The 19,462-nt window shown below is 52.8% G+C and carries 15 protein-coding genes; 6 read left to right on the top strand and 9 right to left on the bottom strand.

Going from position 1 to position 19,462, the window contains the following annotated elements:
• Positions 1-26: 26 nt before the first annotated feature.
• Positions 27-1,916 (bottom strand): tRNA uridine-5-carboxymethylaminomethyl(34) synthesis enzyme MnmG, encoded by a 1,890-nt coding sequence (gene mnmG, locus RIN69_RS22215; RefSeq protein ID WP_313854660.1) that lies wholly within the window; start codon positions 1,914-1,916, stop codon positions 27-29.
• 461 nt (positions 1,917-2,377) lie between these two features.
• Complete coding sequence (gene mioC / locus RIN69_RS22210; RefSeq protein ID WP_313854659.1) at positions 2,378-2,818, bottom strand: FMN-binding protein MioC; 441 nt, start codon at positions 2,816-2,818, stop codon at positions 2,378-2,380.
• Positions 2,819-3,097: 279 nt separating this feature from the next.
• On the opposite strand from mioC, the gene RIN69_RS22205 reads away from it, so the two are divergent.
• The gene (locus RIN69_RS22205) at positions 3,098-4,738 is read left to right on the top strand and encodes a glycosyl hydrolase family 18 protein (protein ID WP_313854658.1); all 1,641 of its coding nucleotides are present in this window, start codon (positions 3,098-3,100) and stop codon (positions 4,736-4,738) included.
• Between the two features lie 76 nt (positions 4,739-4,814).
• On the opposite strand, the gene asnC is transcribed toward RIN69_RS22205, so the two are convergent.
• From asnC to ravA, 4 genes are all read right to left on the bottom strand, one after another.
• Positions 4,815-5,276, bottom strand: a complete 462-nt coding sequence (asnC, locus tag RIN69_RS22200; RefSeq protein ID WP_313854657.1) for a transcriptional regulator AsnC — start codon at positions 5,274-5,276, stop codon at positions 4,815-4,817.
• Positions 5,277-5,400: 124 nt separating this feature from the next.
• Positions 5,401-7,545 carry a 5-histidylcysteine sulfoxide synthase gene (ovoA, locus tag RIN69_RS22195; protein WP_313854656.1) on the bottom strand — a complete coding sequence of 715 codons (2,145 nt, stop codon included), beginning with the start codon at positions 7,543-7,545 and terminating at the stop codon, positions 5,401-5,403.
• 74 nt (positions 7,546-7,619) lie between these two features.
• Positions 7,620-9,080, bottom strand: coding sequence for an ATPase RavA stimulator ViaA (gene viaA, locus RIN69_RS22190; RefSeq protein ID WP_313854655.1), 1,461 nt, complete (start codon positions 9,078-9,080; stop codon positions 7,620-7,622).
• A complete protein-coding gene (ravA, locus tag RIN69_RS22185; RefSeq protein WP_313854654.1) occupies positions 9,077-10,570 on the bottom strand; it encodes an ATPase RavA in 1,494 nt (497 codons plus the stop codon). The genes viaA and ravA overlap by 4 nt, the downstream gene beginning before the upstream one ends.
• Positions 10,571-10,825: 255 nt before the next feature.
• Between ravA and kup the strand changes: the two genes are divergently transcribed.
• Positions 10,826-12,694, top strand: a complete 1,869-nt coding sequence (gene kup / locus RIN69_RS22180) for a low affinity potassium transporter Kup (protein WP_313854653.1) — start codon at positions 10,826-10,828, stop codon at positions 12,692-12,694.
• Positions 12,695-12,737: 43 nt separating this feature from the next.
• On the opposite strand, the gene qseC is transcribed toward kup, so the two are convergent.
• Positions 12,738-14,090 (bottom strand): quorum sensing histidine kinase QseC, encoded by a 1,353-nt coding sequence (gene qseC, locus RIN69_RS22175; protein WP_313854652.1) that lies wholly within the window; start codon positions 14,088-14,090, stop codon positions 12,738-12,740.
• Positions 14,087-14,749, bottom strand: a complete 663-nt coding sequence (qseB, locus tag RIN69_RS22170) for a quorum sensing response regulator transcription factor QseB (protein ID WP_313854651.1) — start codon at positions 14,747-14,749, stop codon at positions 14,087-14,089. Before qseB ends, qseC begins: the two co-directional genes overlap by 4 nt.
• Positions 14,750-14,975: 226 nt before the next feature.
• Between qseB and RIN69_RS22165 the strand changes: the two genes are divergently transcribed.
• The gene (locus tag RIN69_RS22165; RefSeq protein WP_313854650.1) at positions 14,976-15,371 is read left to right on the top strand and encodes a YgiW/YdeI family stress tolerance OB fold protein; all 396 of its coding nucleotides are present in this window, start codon (positions 14,976-14,978) and stop codon (positions 15,369-15,371) included.
• A 25-nt stretch (positions 15,372-15,396) separates the two neighbouring features.
• Here the strand turns inward: RIN69_RS22165 and RIN69_RS22160 are convergent, their stop codons facing one another.
• On the bottom strand, positions 15,397-16,290 hold the full coding sequence (locus RIN69_RS22160) for a LysR family transcriptional regulator (RefSeq protein WP_313854648.1): 894 nt from the start codon (positions 16,288-16,290) through the stop codon (positions 15,397-15,399).
• A gap of 104 nt (positions 16,291-16,394) precedes the next feature.
• Between RIN69_RS22160 and budA the strand changes: the two genes are divergently transcribed.
• The 3 genes from budA to rbsD all read left to right on the top strand — a co-directional run bounded on the left by budA (position 16,395) and on the right by rbsD (position 19,457).
• Positions 16,395-17,177 (top strand): acetolactate decarboxylase, encoded by a 783-nt coding sequence (gene budA, locus RIN69_RS22155; protein WP_313854646.1) that lies wholly within the window; start codon positions 16,395-16,397, stop codon positions 17,175-17,177.
• Positions 17,178-17,197: 20 nt separating this feature from the next.
• Positions 17,198-18,877 (top strand): acetolactate synthase AlsS, encoded by a 1,680-nt coding sequence (gene alsS / locus RIN69_RS22150; protein ID WP_313854644.1) that lies wholly within the window; start codon positions 17,198-17,200, stop codon positions 18,875-18,877.
• 160 nt (positions 18,878-19,037) lie between these two features.
• Entirely contained in the window at positions 19,038-19,457 is a 420-nt protein-coding gene (gene rbsD, locus RIN69_RS22145; RefSeq protein ID WP_313854642.1) for a D-ribose pyranase, read from the top strand.
• The last annotated feature ends 5 nt before the right edge of the window (positions 19,458-19,462 follow it).

Raw genomic sequence — 19,462 nt, 5'->3', positions numbered from 1 at the left:
TTACGGCTCCCGTTGATAACAGAGTATCAGGCGCTTTTACGTAACAGACCCTGTTTCTTGAGATAAATCAGCAGAATCGAGATCGCGGCCGGTGTGACACCAGAAATACGCGATGCCTGGCCGATCGAACCTGGTTTATGATCGTTAAGTTTGGCGATCACTTCGTTCGACAGACCTGTTACCTGATGATAGTCGAGCGTCGCAGGCAGCAGCGTGTTTTCATTGCGCTGCTGGCGATCGATCTCTTCCTGCTGGCGCGCGATGTAACCTTCATACTTCACCTGAATCTCAACCTGTTCGGCAGCCTGAGCATCGCTCAGTGCCGGTGCAAACAGGCTCAGGCTCATCAGTTTTTCGTAAGTCATTTCCGGACGGCGCAGTAAATCTTCACCACTGGCTTCCTTGGTCAGACCGGCGCTCAGCACGCTGTTAATCTCATCGACGCTGGCTGATTTCGGATGTACCCAGATATCACGCAGACGCTGACGCTCCAGTTCGATGCTCTCGAGTTTCTGGTTATAACGCGCCCAACGGGCATCATCGACCAGGCCGAGCTCGCGACCGGCTTCCGTCAGACGTAGATCGGCGTTGTCTTCACGTAGCATCAGACGATATTCGGCACGTGAAGTGAACATGCGGTACGGTTCTTTTGTACCAAGGGTGCAAAGATCGTCCACCAGCACGCCAAGGTATGCCTGATCGCGACGCGGCGCCCAGCTCTCTTTGTCGGCGGAGAGACGACCAGCATTCAGACCGGCCAGCAGTCCCTGAGCCGCAGCCTCTTCGTAACCGGTAGTACCGTTGATCTGACCGGCAAAGAACAAACCGTTGATATATTTACTTTCCAGCGTCGGTTTCAGATCGCGCGGATCGAAGAAATCATACTCGATCGCATAACCGGGACGGACAATACGCGCGTTTTCCATGCCCTGCATTGACCGGACGATCTGCATCTGGACGTCAAATGGCAGACTGGTGGAGATGCCGTTCGGATAGATCTCGTTGCTGGTTAAGCCTTCAGGCTCAAGGAAAATCTGGTGCGCGTTACGATCGGCAAAGCGCATCACTTTATCTTCGATCGACGGACAGTAACGTGGGCCAATTCCTTCGATAACACCAGCATACATCGGGCTGCGATCGAGGTTATTACGGATCACGTCATGGGTTTTTTCGTTGGTATAGGTGATGTAGCAAGGCACTTGTTGTGGATGCTGAGACACATTGCCCATAAACGAGAATACCGGCATGGGATTATCACCGTGTTGCGGTGCCAGTACGCTGAAATCGATAGTACGCGCGTCGATACGCGGTGGAGTACCGGTTTTCAGGCGGCTAACGCGCAGCGGTAACTCACGCAGACGGCGTGCCAGCGGAATGGATGGCGGATCGCCAGCACGGCCACCGCTGTAGTTATCCAGTCCGATATGAATTTTTCCGTCGAGGAAAGTGCCGACCGTCAGCACTACGGCTTTCGCACGGAATTTCAGACCCATTTGGGTCACAGCGCCGACCACCCGATCGTTTTCGACAATCAGATCTTCTACTGCCTGCTGGAAGATCATCAGATTAGGCTGGTTTTCCAGCGCGGTGCGAACCGCCTGGCGATACAGCACGCGGTCAGCCTGGGCACGGGTTGCACGCACCGCCGGGCCTTTGCTGGCGTTTAGTATCCTAAACTGAATGCCTGCCTGATCGATTGCGGTTGCCATCAGGCCACCCAGTGCATCCACTTCTTTAACCAGATGTCCCTTACCGATGCCACCGATCGCCGGATTACAGGACATTTGCCCCAGCGTGTCGATGTTGTGGGTTAACAACAGGGTTTGTTGACCCATTCGGGCAGCAGCCATCGCGGCTTCTGTTCCCGCATGACCACCACCGATTACGATGACGTCAAAAGGATCTGGATAGAACATGGTACTGCACCTCGCGATTGGACGGTCAGGGAGATTTCCCTGGGCCGTGGATTCTACTCAACTTTAGCCGATGGCGAAAGCACCGGGATCGTCAGGGTTTAAAAAGAAAGATCTTTTTTATTTAAGGATCTCTTTATTAGATCTCTTATTAGGATCGACGATCTCTGTGGATAAGCGTTTTTTGATCAAGGCGATCAACCAATTAGTGAGGATCCAATGCTGTGAATGATCGGTGATCCTTTTCAGTATAAGCTGGGATCTAAATGGCAGGTTATACACAGGCTCAAGGAGTGACCAGCTTTGTTCTTGGGATAACAACCGGTTATTAGGGGGTCAATACAGTAGTTATCCACAAACGATCGCGGTTAAATTGCACAAAATAAGTATAAAAAAACGCGGATCCGGTAAAAAAAAGTCTCTGCTGCGGTAAAAAGAGGCTCAGTCGAACCTCTTCCTGATGATTAAACCAGCGATTTCCAGCTCTCTACCCATACCTCTGCCGGATCTTCAGGGATCTCATGTTCCATCACGTCGATATCCAGACGATCACCGATTCGTTTTGCACCCCGTGCAGTTAATAAGCTGTCCATCTTATCTATAGCACCACAAAACAGATCGTATTCGCGATTGCCAATTCCAACGGCACCATAACGCAGCGCTGACAGATCGGGCTGCTGTTCAGTTATCTCATCAAACAGCGATTGCAGATTGTCAGGCAAGTCGCCTGCACCATGGGTTGACGTCACGACCAGCCAGACACCTTGCTGTGGCAGTTCTTCTAATTCCGGGCCGTGAAAGGTCTCGGTAGTAAAGCCTGCCTCTTCCAGCTTTTCTGCCAGATGCTCAGCAACGTACTCTGCGCTGCCTAAGGTGCTGCCACTGATTAAGGTAATGTCGGCCATGATGCGATCCCTGAACAATAAAGGAGAGCATTGTACGCTGTGATCACGCTGTGATCTACCTGTGGAAAAGTAAGGATATTGCAGCGAGATCTATCACTTTTCCCTCTTTCAGATTTCAACCCAGGTTAAACGTGACGTTATTAAGATAGTTTGATTAGCTCTTATTTTAATTGCGTATTTTAATTTTTTTCCAGGCTTCTTATTTATTAACAGAAAATTCTTCAGTCAAAACTCAGTATGATATTCAGACATTATTATTGTTTATCATCTGGATATATTATGAAAAAGATACCTTTTTCTCTGATTATTGGTGTGACTCTGTTTGCTCAAACTGTATCGGCATCAGAACAAAATCGTACTATCAGTTATTTAACATCGTGGGGTCTTCATAATGATGACGCCGATGTTATTAAAAGCTCTAAGGTTGATACTTTCTTATTATCATTCGGTAAATGGGATAGTGAAGGTAATATCGAAACCTCCGATAATATCGCCTCGGTTCCTGCTTATGATGGGTACTGGATGCCTGTTGCTTATTCAACCTGGACTCAGGTTAAACTGGCACAGCCGCAAAAGAAAATGATGATCGCTTTTGGCGGTCAGACTTATGAAGAAATCTGGTCTCATCTTAATAGCGAAGCTGGCCGGGAAAAAGTAGCAAAAGGGCTGGTGAAGAAACTGAACACGCCGTTCCCGGTGTATAAAAAAAATCTCAAGCCTGAAGAGCTGGTTGGGGAGTGTCAGTCCCAGAACTGGGACGGCTCCTGTAATATGGGGGCTTATCAGCGTGCAGGAACGGTCTATCTGGACGGAATCGATTTTGATTTCGAGAAAGAGGCACGTCTGACCGAGGAAGAGAATGATAACCTGTTGAAGTTGTCGCAGCGTGTGCGTGAACTGTTGGGGCCTGATTCTAAAAAACTATTGAGCTTAACGACTTATCATGTGGGGGCCGATCCTGTCGAATGTATGAATAATACTGTCGAGAAGGATTGTTCTTACGTTGAAGATAAACGCTCTTCGCACCACGGTGAAGTCTTATCACTGTTAGCAAAAAGTAAGGATGTTTACGACTTTTTCAATGTCATGACTTATGACGCTGGTCGTAACTTCAGATATAAAGTTGCCATGGCAAACTATGCCAGAGCAGTTGGCGATGCGTCTAAAATTGTTGTTGGTGCCACTATCAATAAACAATGGGCCGCGGAAGGTAACTTTGTTGAAAGCAGGCAGAATAATATTGCGCGTGCTGAATGGCAGGCGGAAAACAATTATGGCGGCTTCTTTGTCTGGACGCTTGGTGCCAGCACTGAGCAGATGAATATGGAAGATCAGGTCGATTATATCAACGAAATGAAAACCGCAGCGGATAATGCGATGGGTGAGCCGGGCAAACCTGGAGAGGACGATATTGCGCCTTCTGCGCCAGCGGATCTGAATGCCAGTGTGCAGGGTGAGAATATTCGTCTCAGCTGGCAGCGTTCAGAAGATAATGTCGGCGTCACTGGTTACTGGATCTATCGAAATAGCATCCGTGTTGATGTGACCACCACGACCGGCTGGCTGGATCGTACGGCGCAACCAGAGGTTGAATACAGCTACTACGTTATGGCGGTAGACGCGGCCGGCAATGTTTCACCGGCCAGTAATACGGTAGAGGCAAAAATTCCGCAGGAAGTAATTGATCCCATCGACCCCGTTGTTCCTGTTGAACCCGTTGACCCGGTTATCCCTGTCGACCCAGTGGAGCCAGTAGACCCAACGGATCCGTCTGTTAAGGAGTGGCAAGTCGGCGTGAATTATAAAGCAGGCGATACGGTAAAATATCAGGGCAAAGAATATCGCTGCCTGCAGGCACACTCAGCGATGCAGCACTGGAGTCCGGCTGCTGTTCAGGCGCTGTGGAATCCAGTTAAATAATTATAAAGCTGCTGAATAATGGTGACCGGTCACTCGGTCACCGGGTTTATTTTTAGTGAATAACTTTATCCACAGATCACGGCTTAATGGTGCGCATAATTGGGTTTTGCAACGAGATCAGGGTTTCGGTGGACTGTATCTCATCGATGGTCTGGATCTTATTGATCAACACCTGTTGCAGTGCATCAATTGACCGGCACATCACCTTAATAAAGATGCTGTAGTGGCCGGTGGTATAGTAGGCTTCCACCACTTCATCAAGACTCTCCAGCCGGGCCAGCGCGGACGGATAATCCTTAGCGCTTTTCAGGATGATGCCAATAAAGCAGCAGACGTCGTATCCCAGATGCTTAGGGTCGATCTCCAGCCGCGTGCCTTTGATAATTCCCGCCTGCTTCATCTTCTCTACCCGCACGTGGATAGTGCCTGGACTGACGTTAAATTGTTTTGCCAGCTCGGCATAGGCAGAACGCGCATTATCCATCAGCGCATTGAGAATGCCGCGATCGAGGTTGTCTATTTGCAGATTGTCCGCCACGTTCTACTCCGGTGAGGGTGACACAAAGGCCCGTTAATGAATTAGCGGCCATTTAATCACAGGTTAGTTGCTGTCGCGAAGGGGAAGGGATCACAGCCCGCAGTTGCAGGCCGTGACCGGGGGATTAACGTTTACGCCAGACGCTTAGCTGCGCCACGCTGTGCTGGTATTTACGTGCGGTTTCACGAATAACAAACGGTACATCCTGCGCCGGGGCGATTTCTTCAAAATCAGCGGCCAGCAGGCGTTGCAGCGCCTGATAAGTGGTGAGCGCCTCACCGTTTTCGCGAATGCCGCCCAGCCAGTTCTCTTTCGGCGTGAACTCTTCCAGCCAGGTGTAAGGCGATGACAGCATTAGCACCCCACCGGAACGCAGCATGGTGGTGACGTCCTGCAGAAAACGTGCAGGCTGGCGCAGGCGGTCGATCAGATTGGATGCCAGTACCAGATCGTAATGATCCGGCTGCGGCTTAAGATTGCAGGCATCGCCCTGCACAAACTGAATGCGGGCAGCCTGCTCAGCGCCGAGATCGAAATCTTTTAACCGAACCTGACGGTATTCCACCAGTTCACCCTCTTCCTGAGTGACGTAACGGAAATCTTCTCCGCTGGTGAGCTGTAACGCCACGTCGATAAAGCGCGCTGAGTAATCCATGCCGACGACCTGATCGAAGTGACGAGCCAGTTCGAAGCTGGCGCGGCCGGTAGCGCAGCCAATATCCAACGCCCGGCCGCGTTTGTCGGTCAGCTGACAGGCAATATCCACCAGCGCTTTGCCATAGTTCTCTACGCCAAAGTATTGCGGACCGTACTGAAAATCGAGGTACTGCGACACCATGCTGTCGGTTTCATAAGGATTCAGCGTCATTTTTTCCTGATGCGAGGAAACCACGTAGCGGAAACCGGCGTGCTGGAAGAAATGGCGACGGAAGGCATAACGTGATGACTTCAGCGCTTCGTTGCCGGTAGAAATCCAGCTGCCACCTTTAATCAGTGAGTGTTTACCATCAAAGGTTGGCGTCGAGAAGTCGTCGTAAAGCGGATGGACTTTAAAGCCTTCCAGACCGTTAGTCGGCGTGGTGGTCCATTGCCAGACATTACCAATCAGGTCGAAGAATTCACCCTGGGCAAAACAATCCACCGGGCAGGATGAGGCCCAGTACTCAAGATTGATATTGCCCGGTGCCTGTTGCCAGTCCGGCTGATCGCCTGCCAGTTGCTCACGCAGCAGATACCATTCCGCTTCGCTGGGCAGCTGAATGGATTTGCCGGTTTCACCGGCCTTCCAGCGGCAAAACGCCGCGGCTTCCAGCTGGTTAACTTCAGCTGGCCAGTCCCATGGCATTGCCACTTCTTCAGTCATCAGGCGCAGTTTTAGCCGATCGGGTTGCGTAATATCACCGACCCAGAAAGTGGGTTTATCCGCCGTGGCAAACTCACGCCAGCGCCAGCCTTCGTCATCCCACCACTGCTGCTGCAGATAACCGCCAGCAGCGATAAATTCAAAAAATTCAGCATTACTGACCAGCATCTGACTGGCTTTAAACGCGTTGACTTCACTGTGCAGCGTGCCGTACTCGTTATCCCAGCCGTAGGTATCATCGCGCTTACCTTGGGTAACCGAACCCGCCGCTACCGACAGCAGACTGTTTTGCGGCACTTCGTGGCGATTATGGCGTGCCTGCTGGCACACCGGCCAGTGTGGCTGCGGCGTGACCCATTCCACCGGCAGCTGACGTATCAGCACGCTGGAGGTTTCCAGATGGATTCGCTCGTGTTCGATGCCCATTAAAATCACCCACGCCGGGCTGTTCCAGTCTATTGGCAAAGTGAGCGGCATGGTTTTGATAAATTCGCTGACCGTGGTTTTGACTTTACCGCGATAGTCGCGCAGCTCTTCCACTGACGGCCACTGATAGTGGCTGGTATCAAGATCGTCCCAGCTCATTTCGTCGACGCCGATCGCCATCATCGCTTCGATACCGTCATCAACACGCTGATTAAGGTACTGACCGGCCATCAGTTTATTGATGTAAAAGGTGGCGGTATGGCCAAAATAGAAGATTAACGGATGGCGTAATGAGATTGCTTTAGTAAACCAGGCGCGCCGATCGGCGAGGCAGTCGAAAAGATCCTCATACAGCTGCCAGGTCTGGCTGAAGTAATCAAGGATCTCCTGACGCTTCTGTTCGGGATTGCTGCCGCTCAAAAGTAATGTGCGGGTGGGTAACGGTAAGCCTGCATTGTTGTTGTGTTGTTGCTGAGTCACTTTTTGCTCCCGGGCTGCCAACTGGCACAAGGATAATTTATGACTATAGCAAATAAGCTTTGCCGGAATGTTTCTTAACGTTTCCAGCGGCGCAGCAGGCGGCTCTTCAGCCCGGTATCGAAACGCCAGATATGATCGAAAATACGCAGAATACCCGGCTTGCCATGGGCTGACATCGCTACCGCATGGAAGCGCTGTTGCTGCTGTACCTGCCGCTGTTTAATGGTTTTGATTAGCGTATCCGGCAATCGCTGGGCGATAAAGTCTGACACTATCACCGCATCGGCTTCCTGCCAGATGCTGCCTTCCATTCGTTTAACCACGGCGTCGAGGCACGCCGCCAGATCGGTACCGCCGCGAAAGCGCTGACTGAGAAAACGAATCGCCTGCGCGATGCCATCATCGCCGGTCAGTTCATAGCCCACCACGTCGTGGGCAAACAGCATTATGTAGCAGCGGCGTTTATCGGCCAGCGCCACCTTCAACAGCGCCAGGCAGAACGCTTTAGCACAACGCTCATTAAATCCACCCATTGAGCCGGAGGTATCGACACAAACGATAAACGGCCCACGCGGCTGATCTTCATGCTGCTGGTGGGTGACCGGACGCTGGGTAATTTTTTCATGCCAGGCATCGCCCTGCAGGCGATAAGTCATCAGGCGTTTTTCTACCAGCCGACGATAAAACTCGATCTCCAGTTCGCTGATGCCGAGCGTCGCCAGCTCCGGTGGCAGCAGACGCAGCACGTCGTCACTCTGATGCAGGCCGCTGACCTCTTCCGGCACGTTATCAGGCTGATGCACCAGCTGATGAAAGGTTTCCATTGGAGCATCCTGCGACGGCACCGATTTGGCTTCACGGCTGCGGCCCAGCTGTTCGGCCAGCTTCAATAATTCCGGCTGCTGAGCGAGAAAGTCACCATATTGCACGATCAGTTTATAGTCACCGTACTGCAACTTGCTGGCGCTCATATCCCATAAACGCCCGGCGGCGGCTTCATCATCATCCGCCAGTACCGGAGCCAGCTGGCCGCTGATCGCCAGCCGCTGTTGCAGCTCCGCCAGCAGTTTCTCGCGCTCCTGTTCCAGCAGTTGCTGATTCAGCGTCAGGGTTTGCAGGGTGAGGTTTAAGCGCCAGCGTTGTAAAAACAGCGTGTGCTGCGCCTGGCTGAGATTACCGATTTCACTGTGGGAAATCAGTTCATTCGCCTGTTCGGTAAAGGGAGACTGTAAGCTGTCCAGTTCCGCCAGCAGTGCTGCCAGCTGCTGGCTGAAAATTGAGTTACTGAAGGTCTGATACTGCTGAAACAGCGCGAACTCTTTCGCCAGCGCTTCCGGCACCGGCGTGGTTTTCAGGTTTTCCAGAATCTCTGCCTTCCAGCGCGGCAGATCGCGCAGCAGCGCTTTTTTCATCCGTGGAAATTTTTCGAAAAACAGCGCCAGCTGTGGCGACGCCAGCAGAACCAGGATTAGCTCTTCAATCAGTTCACCTTCACCGATCGACAGCAGGGTGCTGAGCGTCTCCAGCGAGATCATTTACGCGCCTGTTTCAGCTGTTCCGCCACGTCCTGCAGGCTGGTTTCGATGCGCGCCAACCAGTCGTCGCTGATAAACAGGCAGCGCTGATGCTGGCTGAACAGCGTGCGCTGTCCGCGCAGCTGGTTATCCAGCTCATCCAGCGCTTGCGCGATTTCTTCCGGCATCGCGGTCTGTTGTTTACCGGGCAGCATCAGGCGGGAGGCTTGCAGACTGACGTCGCGCAGTGTCAGGCAGTCATTACCATCCACCTGCATATCCAGCGTCTGGGCAAAGCCGATACCGTTGAGTTTGCCGCGAATCTCACCCGATTTTTGCAACCAGTGATGCAGCGCTTCTCGGGCGATAACCACGTGGGTGACTTGCATATCGTGCAGCATCAGCGGTTTTTGCAGCATCAGGGTTAACTGATCGTCGCTGAGCGTGGCGGGTAGCTCGTAGTGTGGCTTGCGGCTGAACATACCGCCGTGTTTTTCCAGTTTGATCGCCTGCTCAATACTTTGCTGCTGTTGCAACGCCAGTCGGCGGGCGGCAATTTGCTGTAATTTGATCAGTAGCGGCTGCTGCTGCCAGGCATATTGCGTGATCAGCGTATCGATTTCGCGATCGAGTAATTTCATTGATTCAACGTCATGCCACAGACAGTCTTTCAGCAAAATCAGATCGATAGGGGCAATCGAGTTACGTCCGCTGTAAAAAGCGCAGGCCTGCAACAGATGAATCGCTTTTTTCCAGCGACGGTCGGAGATGTAAGGTGCATCCGGCAGGTTTTCCAGCTGCTGACGTAGCTGATAGATCAACTCAAACACATTGTCAGGCAGCGACACCTGGCTGATACCTTGCAGCCATTCGCGGTATTCCTCATCGCTGATGCAGAGGTTTTCGGCCACCGGGTTGGCGTTTTCATCCTGCTGGTGGGTCAGCATGCTGCGGAAGTTCTGTTTTTCGTGCACGTTATCCAGCCACAGGCGAATCAGCATGCGGTCGTACAGCGCTTCCAGGCCGCTGTCCGCTTCCGGCAATTCGTTAGATGCGGTGACCAGCAGACGCATCGGGATGGCATCTTCTTTGTCGCCGTTACGGAAACGTCGTTCGTTTATTGCGGTTAACAGCGTGTTGAGGATTGCCGGTCCGGCCTTCCAGATCTCATCAAGAAAGACAATTTCAGCATCGGGCAGATAGCCTTTAGTCAGACGCTGGTAGCGTCCTTCATCTTTCAGTGCCTGAATCGACAGCGGACCAAACACTTCTTCCGGAGTGGAAAAGCGCGTCATCAGATATTCGAAGGCGCGGGCATGCTGAAAGGCGTATTTTAGCCGGCGGGCAATCAGGCTTTTGGCAATGCCGGGCGGCCCGAGCAGAAACACACTTTCACCGCTTAATGCGGCCAGCAGGCAGAGACGTATGGCGTGGTGACGCTCATACAATCCTTTCTCTAACGCATTGCTGAGGCGTGAAATTCTCTCTGCCAGTAAATGAGGTTGAGCCATAATCAGTAAATCATCCTTTATGTCCGGGCTGTGCGTCGTCTTTAAGACGAGTGCAAACACTACTGGCTATCATGCTTGAAAGAATTGATAGCAGTCAGCTTTTTTATCGTGAAAGGGTGAAGATGCACATTATTTGAAATTTAAAGACTGATACCAGAGGTAGGTTTTTATGGTATTTCGTGCATACTGTGCGGTTTTTGATGGTTTGGGCCGTGCGCATTCCCGCGTCACTCCGCTTCAACAAAAGATGAAACTATGAGTTCTGACAAGAAGCAGTCCCTTGGTGCCGTAACGCTGGCGGCGATTGGTGTTGTGTATGGCGATATTGGTACCAGTCCGCTGTATACCTTGCGTGAATGCCTGTCCGGCCAGTTTGGATTTGGCGTTGAACGCGATGCGGTATTTGGTTTTCTCTCGCTGATTTTCTGGCTGCTGGTGCTGGTGGTTTCACTGAAGTATCTCAGCTATGTGATGCGTGCCGATAACGCCGGTGAAGGGGGGATTTTGACCCTTATGTCGCTGGCGGGCCGTAATACCGGTGGCCGGGCTACCGCATTTCTGGTGATTATCGGGCTGATTGGCGGCAGTTTTTTCTATGGCGAGGTGGTGATCACCCCGGCAATTTCGGTGATGTCGGCGATTGAAGGGCTGGAAATCGCGGCGCCTTCACTTGATCCCTATATCGTGCCGCTGTCGATTGCGGTACTGACGCTGCTGTTTGTGATCCAGAAACACGGCACCGGCATTGTCGGTAAGCTGTTCGCTCCGGTGATGCTGCTGTGGTTTATCGTGCTGGCGGTTCTGGGTGTACGCGGAATTCTCGGTAATCCCGAGGTGTTGCAGGCGCTGAATCCCTCATGGGCGATTCACTTCTTTGTTGAATATAAACAGGTTTCGTTTTTTGCTCTTGGCGCAGTGGTACTGGCGATCACCGGGGTGGAAGCGCTGTATGCCGATATGGGCCACTTCGGCAAATTCCCGATCCGCCTGGCGTGGTTTACCGTGGTGGTGCCGTCGCTGGCGCTGAACTACTTTGGTCAGGGCGCGTTGCTGCTGAAGCATCCTGAGGCGATTAAAAATCCCTTTTTCCTGCTGGCTCCCGAATGGGCGCTGATCCCGATGCTGATTCTCGCGACGCTGGCAACGGTGATTGCCTCGCAGGCGGTGATTTCCGGGGTGTTCTCACTGACGCGCCAGGCGGTTCGTTTAGGCTATCTGCCGCCGATGCGTATTATTCACACTTCTGAGAACGAATCCGGCCAGATCTATATTCCGGTGATTAACTGGCTGCTGTTCTTTGCCGTAGTGATTGTAATTATCAGCTTTGAGCACTCCAGCAACCTGGCGGCGGCTTATGGTATTGCGGTGACCGGCACCATGGTACTGACCTCCATTCTCAGCTGTACGGTGGCGATCAAAAACTGGCACTGGAACCGTTATGTTGTGGGGCTGATCCTGGTGGCGATGCTGTGCATTGATGTGCCACTGTTCACGGCCAACCTGGTGAAAATTTTCTCCGGCGGCTGGTTGCCGCTCTGCCTGGCACTGGTGATGTTTGTGATTATGACCACCTGGAAAAGCGAGCGCTTCCGCCTGCTGCGTCGGATGCATGAGCATGGAAATTCACTGGAAGCGTTGATTGCCTCGCTGGAAAAATCACCACCGGTGCGCGTGCCGGGCACCGCAGTGTATATGTCGCGTGCGCTGAATGTGATTCCGTTTGCCATGTTACATAATCTCAAGCATAACAAGGTGTTGCACGAAAGGGTGGTGTTACTGACGTTACGTAACGAAGATGCGCCATACGTGCACAATATTCGCCGTGTAACGATTGAACAGCTTTCGCCGACCTTCTGGCGGGTGGTGGCAAGCTACGGCTGGCGTGAAACGCCAAATGTCGAAGAGATTTTCCACCGTTGCGGGCTGGAAGGGCTGAGCTGCAGGATGATGGAAACGTCGTTCTTTATGTCACATGAGTCGCTGATTATCGGTGATCGTCCATGGTATTTGCGTTTGCGCGGCAAACTGTTCCTCGCCCTGCAACGCAATGCGCTGCGAGCGCCGGATCAGTTTGAGATTCCGCCTAACCGGGTGATTGAACTGGGGACGCAGGTCGAGATTTAGCATTTTTTTATGGGCGGCGAAATGCCGCCCATAAACTATGTCTTTAACGCCAGCTAATTACCGCGACAAATCCCCCCTCAGCACGATTAGCAAATCGCACCTGCATGCCGTGCAGCTGAGCAATATTATCGACAATGGATAATCCGAGACCGCTGCCGGATTTCTCCTGTCCCGGTGGTCGCCAGAAACGTTCGCCAATCCGTGCCAGATCCTCTTCACTGACTCCCGGACCGTTATCGGCCACCTCAAATCCGTTTCTGCGCAGGGTGATATCCACCGTACTGCCGGTGCGGCTGTAACGAATGGCGTTATCCAGCAAATTGCGAGTCATCAGCGTAAGTAGCAACAGATGGCCGTCACGTTCCACCGCTTCAGACGGCAGATGCAGTTTTAACTCGACGCCAGATTGCTGCGCTTTAGCGTAGTGATCAATAACCGCCTGTTGTAATAACTGCTGAAAGTCGATGCGCTGACTGTTTTCCAGCGTCGCTTCAGCATCCAGACGCGATAAGGTCAGTAACTGATCCACCAGCCGGGTAGCGCGATCGATGCCGGCATCCAGGTTTTGCAGCGCGTGATGACGCATCTGTGGATCATCATGCGCCAGTTGCACCACTTCGGTTTGGACTTTCAGCGCCGCCAGCGGGCTGCGCAACTCATGTGCGGCATCCGAGGTGAAACGACGCTCGCGCAGCAGCATCTGATTGATGCGCGCAAACAGAGCATTCAGTGCATCGACAATTGGCCTGACTTCCTGCGGCAGGTGCGGGGTGGTAAGGGGCGAGCCGTCATCCGGTGAGCGTTGCTGTAACTGCGACGCGATGCGCTTCAGCGGCGCCAGTTCGCGCGTCACCAGCCAGAACAGCAGGATCAGCATCACTGGCAGCGCAAACAGCCACGGCGTCAGGTTCGCCTGCACAATATCGCGCGTCATATCATCGCGGTATTCCCACTCCTGGCCGACCACAACCACATATCGCTGATCGGGCGTTGCCAGCCACACCATGCGCCATAAATCATCATCGCCGCGCAGCTGGCCGTCGGTAAAACCGTTTTGCTGATAGTTAAACAGGAAATCCTTGCCGTTATCGCCGTCGTTCAGCACCATTTTGCCGTCACGGGTAAATACTGCAAAAGCCAGCGCATCATCTTCCTGTTCGCCGCGATGGTGACGTACCATATTTTTGGTTTTCGGCAGTGAGTGCGATTGCTGGCTGAGATCTTCCGGATTCATGGTGGCAAGCCGCTTGGCAAACAGCATCTGCTGCGTATCAAACAACTCATTGATTTTATGCCGGGTCTGATACCAGGATTCAACACTGGCTGCACCCCAGCACAGTAGCGTCAGCAGTATAAAGCCGAGGATTAAGCGTAAACGCAGGCTGATGCGACTCATGTCGCGGCTCCCAGCGTGTAGCCTACGCCGTGCACGGTACGAATAAATTCGCTACCCAACTTTTTACGCAGATGATGAATATGGACTTCAACCGCGTTACTGGAGACATCTTCATCCCAGCTGTATAACTTCTCTTCCAGCTGGGCGCGCGTCAGCACCCGGCCTGGATTCAGCAGAAATAACTCAAGGATCGCCAGCTCGCGGGATTTCAGTACCAGCGGCTCACCGTGCAGCGTCACGCTGCGTGCGCCGGGCTCCAGCGTGACGCCGCCGTGCTGCAATGTCGGTTGCAGCTGACCGTGGCGACGTCGAATCAGCGCCTGCAATCGTGCCGCCACTTCACTCAGGGCGAAAGGCTTACACAGATAGTCATCCGCGCCTTGCTGCAAACCGGCCACCCGCTGTTCCAGCGCGTCGCGCGCGGTAAGAATAAGTACCGGCACATCCTGCCCGTTTTTACGCCACTGGCGCAAAATATCCAGCCCGTCCATTTGTGGCAGACTGAGATCCAGTATCACCGCATCATAGGGGGCGGCATCCAGCGCCTGTAGTCCGTCGTTGCCGGATAAAAACCAGTCGACGCTAAACCCCATTTTGACCAGGCCGGCTTTAATACCGTCGCCAATCAGGCGATCATCCTCGATTAATAAAATTCTCATCGGCATCTCTTTGCATCGCGTTATTTAGGGCTTTATACGTAAATGCAGGGCGGCTTGTACAGGCAGGATCGCCTAAAATCGGCTATTTACTTCAATATGAAAAAATTTAGTGTCGAGGTCAGGGTTCTTAAGATCCTGTTAAGAACCTTTTGCTTTAATAGCTTCCGAAGACAACTTACCGCGCAGCAAAACGCTGCAAACTCAAAATGGATTAGAGGTGAATAATATGAAAAAGTCAGCCGCTTTATTAGCTATCGCCGCTCTGGTTTCCACTCCGGTTCTTGCTGCGCAAAGTGGGGGTTTTGTTGACCCTAATGCGCCAACCGCTTCCGTACAGAAAGGTGGCTTTAGCGGCCCGAACGGTAGCGTAGTAACGGTAAAACAAGCGCAGGATATGAAGGATGACAGCTGGATAACCTTGCGCGGTAATATCGAAAAACGTGTGGGCAACGAAGATTACATCTTCCGTGATGCCACCGGCACGATGAAAGTTGAGATCGACGATAAGCGCTGGAATGGACTGACCGTCGCACCGGGCGATAAAGTCGAAATCCAGGGCGAACTGGACAAAGATTTCAACTCCGTTGATCTGGACGTGAAGCAGATTCGTAAAATTCAGTAATCATCCTGAATGCGCCGGGCTGGCATTAGCCCGCCCGGTTTTGCGCGTCCAGCGTTTGCACCAGATGCAGTACCGATGCTGAGCGATCCCATTTACGCCACGCCAGCGCGATATCGGTCGTCAGCGCCGGATCGTCGCAGTGATGAAAGGTGACGCCTGGAAAATTGATGCAGCACAGTGACGCCGGTACCACGGCGAAGCCAAAACCTGCGGCCACCATTCCGATGGCGGAAGATATTTGTGGCGACTGCGGCCCGGTTTGCGGCTGAAAACCGCTGCGCAGGCAGGCACTGATGATCGATTCATACAGACTGGGTGCCAGTTCGCGAGGAAAGGTTACCATTGGCGTATCCGTCAGCTGCGCCAGAGAGAGCGTGGCCTGCTGATTTAGCGCATGCGACGCGGGCAGCACAATGCGCATTGCCTCACTGGCGATAATCTTCAGATTAAACGCTTTGCTGCTTTCACACGGCAGGCGTACAAAGGCTGCATCCAGCAAACCTTCCTGTAAATCATGCATCAGCGTCGACATATTGGCTTCACGTGGCAGTAGCGTCATGGCCGGATAGCGCGTCTGAAATTGCTGTAACAGATTAAAGATTGCCGAGTGAAAGGCGATTGAACAGGCAAATCCAAGCGAAAGCTGCCCCGACTCGCCACGGGCGATACCTTTTGCTTTCTCCAGCGCATTGCCAGTCAGTTCCAGGATCTGACAGGCATCCTCGTAAAATACCTCACCCGCTTCGGTTAACTCCACGCCACGCGTCAGTCGCTTCAGCAACGGCGTGCCAATTTCACGCTCCAGACGTAATATTTGCTGACTCAACGGAGGCTGTGAAATACCTAACATTTCAGCGGCTCGGGTGAAGTTGCGCGTTTGCGCTACCGCTACAAAATAACGCAGATATCGTAGTTCCATATCGAAAACGTCTCAAAGTCACGGGGGTTCTATATTGGAATGTAGCGCTGAATCGAGTCAAGATTCAGTTAACGTTTGCTAATATTTATTGCGGGAGAGAAACAATGGAGCATCATCTAACTGATTGTTTCTGTGCTGATGAGCTGAGTTCAACCGTCACAGCGCTACAACAACAAAGGCCAGAAAGTGTTATCTATCAGACTTCATTGATGAGCGCTCTGCTCAGTGGCGTGTATGAAGGCAGTACAACGATTGGCGATTTACTGAAAAAGGGTGATTTTGGCCTCGGTACTTTTAATCGTCTCGATGGTGAACTGATTGCCTTCGATCGTGAAGTCTATCAGCTACGGGCTGACGGGTCGGCCAGTGAGGCCGATCACCATCAAAAAACACCGTTTGCGGTGATGACCTTCTTCCGTCCGCAGTATCGCCACCAGTTTTCGCAGCCCGCCGATCGCGAAGCGGTGCATCAGGTCATTAATCAGCAGGTTAAGTCTGATAACCAATTCTGTGCGCTGCGTCTTGAAGGCCACTTTTCGCAAGTGGATACCCGTACCGTGCCCTGCCAGCATCGCCCCTACAAGCCGATGATGCAGGCAGTTGAGCAGCAACCTACCTTTCATTTTAATCAGCGCAGCGGGGTGCTGATCGGTTTTCGCACGCCGCAATATATGCAGGGTATCAATGTCGCGGGTTACCACGAGCACTTTATTACTGACGATCGCCAGGGCGGCGGCCACGTGCTTGATTATCAGCTGCAGCAGGGCGTTCTGACCTTTGGCGAGATCAGCAAGCTGGTGATTGACCTGCCTGAGGATGCTGATTTCCTGCAAGCCAACCTTAATCCCGACGACCTTGACGATGCTATCCGCAGCGTTGAGAGCTAATGACCAGAAACGGAGAGCATATGAAAACGGCGAATGATATCCGGCAGTGGGCCCACGGCGCGGATCTGGTGGTGGCGCAGCTTGAGGCCCAGGGGGTGAAGCAGGTATTCGGCATTCCGGGTGCGAAAATCGATAAAGTATTTGATTCGCTGGTGGATTCCAGCATTGAAACCATTCCGGTACGCCACGAAGCCAATGCCGCCTTTATGGCCGCAGCGGTGGGGCGTCTGACCGGTAAAGCCGGTGTGGCGCTGGTTACTTCTGGCCCGGGCTGTTCCAATCTGATCACCGGAATGGCGACCGCCACGTCGGAGGGCGATCCGCTGGTGGCCATCGGCGGTGCGGTAAAACGGGCGGACAGCGCCAAGCAGGTGCACCAAAGTATGGATACCGTCGGCATGTTCCAGCCGGTGACCAAATACGCGGTTGAAGTCACCTCGCCGGATGCGCTGGGCGAAGTGATCTCTAATGCCTTTCGCCGTGCCGAACTGGGGCGTCCTGGCGGTGCCTTTATCAGTCTGCCGCAGGATATTGTTAATCAGCCGGTGCGCGGCAATGTGCTTAATCATCGCGGCAACGTGTTGGCTGGCCCGGCGCCGGACCACGCCATTGAAGCGGTAGCCCATAAGATCGCAGAAGCCAAAAATCCGATCATTCTGTTGGGATTAATGGCCAGCCAGCCTGATAACGCCGCGGCGCTGCATCGCTTGCTTGAGCGCAGCCATATTCCGGTGACCAGCACCTATCAGGCGGCTGGCGCGGTCAGCCAGTCACACTTTTCACGCTTTGCCGGTCGGGTCGGTTTATTTAATAACCAGGCGGGTGATCGTTTACTGCGCCAGGCGGATCTGATTATTACCGTCGGCTACAGCCCGGTAGAGTACGAGCCGGCGATGTGGAACAGCGGCACTGCCATGCTGGTGCATATTGATGTGATGCCAGCAGAAACGGACAACTGCTATTTGCCCGATGCTGAGCTGGTGGGTGATATTGCCGCGACGCTTGATAAGCTGGCGCGGCTTATCAGCGCACCGTTGCAACTGAGCAGTGCATCGGCGGAAATCCTGCAGGATCGACAAACTCAGCGTCAGCTTCTCGCGCTGCGTGGTCATCAACTCAATCAGTTTGCCCTGCATCCACTGCGTATCGTGCGGGCGATGCAGGATATTATTAACAGTGATGTCACGCTGACCGTCGATATGGGCAGTTTTCATATCTGGATAGCGCGTTATCTGTATAGCTTCCGCGCGCGGCAGATCATGATCTCTAACGGGCAGCAAACGATGGGTGTGGCGTTGCCGTGGGCGATTGGCGCCTGGCTGGTCGATCCGAGCCGCAAAGTGGTGTCGGTTTCGGGCGATGGCGGCTTTATGCAGTCCAGCATGGAGCTGGAAACCGCAGTACGACTGAAAGCCAATATTCTGCATATTATCTGGGTCGATGATGCCTACAATATGGTGGCGATGCAGGAAGAGCAGAAATATCAGCGGGTTTCTGGAGTGAAGTTTGGTGCCATTGATTTCAAAGCCTATGCCGAAGCGTTTGGTGCCGCAGGCTTTGCGGTAGAAAGTGCTGATGCGCTGGAGCCGACGTTGTGTAAAGCAATGGATGTCGCCGGCCCGGCGGTAGTCGCAATACCGGTCGACTATGCCGACAATCACCTGTTAATGGGGCAGTTGCACCTGAGTCAAATTCTGTAATCACCACTGTTGATGCCTTAGGTTTACTGCCTAAGGCAAATTTTTCCCGCCGCCAGCGAAACGTTTCGATGGCGATCACACTTCTATTATCTCCCCGTTGTTTTCCGCTGTGCTTTTTTTAAACTCCCGATCAGCGAAACGTTTCGCTCTGGAGTGAAAAATGAAAAAAGGCAGCTTACTGAATTCTGATATTTCTTACGTGGTGTCCCGGATGGGGCATACCGATAGCCTGGTAATCTGTGATGCCGGTCTGCCTGTTCCGGCTGGCCCGCAACGCATCGATCTGGCGCTGACGCACGGTATTCCCGGTTTTATCCAGGTCACGGAAGCCGTAACGAAAGAGATGCAGGTAGAAAGCGCCATCATCGCGGAAGAGATTAAGCAGCATAATCCGCAGCTTCATAGCGAACTGATCGCACTGCTCGAATCCTTGCAACAACTTCAGGGAAATATCATCACCGTTAGTTACACCAGTCATGAACAGTTCAAACAACAGACTCAGCGTAGTCAGGCGGTCATTCGCACTGGGGAGTGTTCTCCCTATGCGAATGTCATCCTGTGCGCTGGCGTGACCTTCTGAGGCTG

This window comes from Winslowiella toletana, from assembly GCF_032164335.1.
Taxonomy (GTDB): Bacteria; Pseudomonadota; Gammaproteobacteria; order Enterobacterales; family Enterobacteriaceae; genus Erwinia; species Erwinia toletana_A.
The sequence above is the reverse complement of the archived record's forward strand: the minus strand, read 5'-3'. Positions and strand labels throughout refer to the sequence as shown.

Bases quoted from the DNA above. Each gene is read 5' to 3' on its own strand.
- ravA (WP_313854654.1), bottom strand. From the start codon at position 10,570: ATGGCTCAACCTCATTTACTGGCAGAGAGAATTTCACGCCTCAGCAAT.
- qseB (WP_313854651.1), bottom strand. From the start codon at position 14,749: ATGAGAATTTTATTAATCGAGGATGATCGCCTGATTGGCGACGGTATT.
- mnmG (WP_313854660.1), bottom strand. From the start codon at position 1,916: ATGTTCTATCCAGATCCTTTTGACGTCATCGTAATCGGTGGTGGTCAT.
- viaA (WP_313854655.1), bottom strand. From the start codon at position 9,080: ATGATCTCGCTGGAGACGCTCAGCACCCTGCTGTCGATCGGTGAAGGT.
- RIN69_RS22165 (WP_313854650.1), top strand. From the start codon at position 14,976: ATGAAAAAGTCAGCCGCTTTATTAGCTATCGCCGCTCTGGTTTCCACT.
- rbsD (WP_313854642.1), top strand. From the start codon at position 19,038: ATGAAAAAAGGCAGCTTACTGAATTCTGATATTTCTTACGTGGTGTCC.
- kup (WP_313854653.1), top strand. From the start codon at position 10,826: ATGAGTTCTGACAAGAAGCAGTCCCTTGGTGCCGTAACGCTGGCGGCG.
- mioC (WP_313854659.1), bottom strand. From the start codon at position 2,818: ATGGCCGACATTACCTTAATCAGTGGCAGCACCTTAGGCAGCGCAGAG.
- budA (WP_313854646.1), top strand. From the start codon at position 16,395: ATGGAGCATCATCTAACTGATTGTTTCTGTGCTGATGAGCTGAGTTCA.
- qseC (WP_313854652.1), bottom strand. From the start codon at position 14,090: ATGAGTCGCATCAGCCTGCGTTTACGCTTAATCCTCGGCTTTATACTG.
- alsS (WP_313854644.1), top strand. From the start codon at position 17,198: ATGAAAACGGCGAATGATATCCGGCAGTGGGCCCACGGCGCGGATCTG.
- RIN69_RS22160 (WP_313854648.1), bottom strand. From the start codon at position 16,290: ATGGAACTACGATATCTGCGTTATTTTGTAGCGGTAGCGCAAACGCGC.
- RIN69_RS22205 (WP_313854658.1), top strand. From the start codon at position 3,098: ATGAAAAAGATACCTTTTTCTCTGATTATTGGTGTGACTCTGTTTGCT.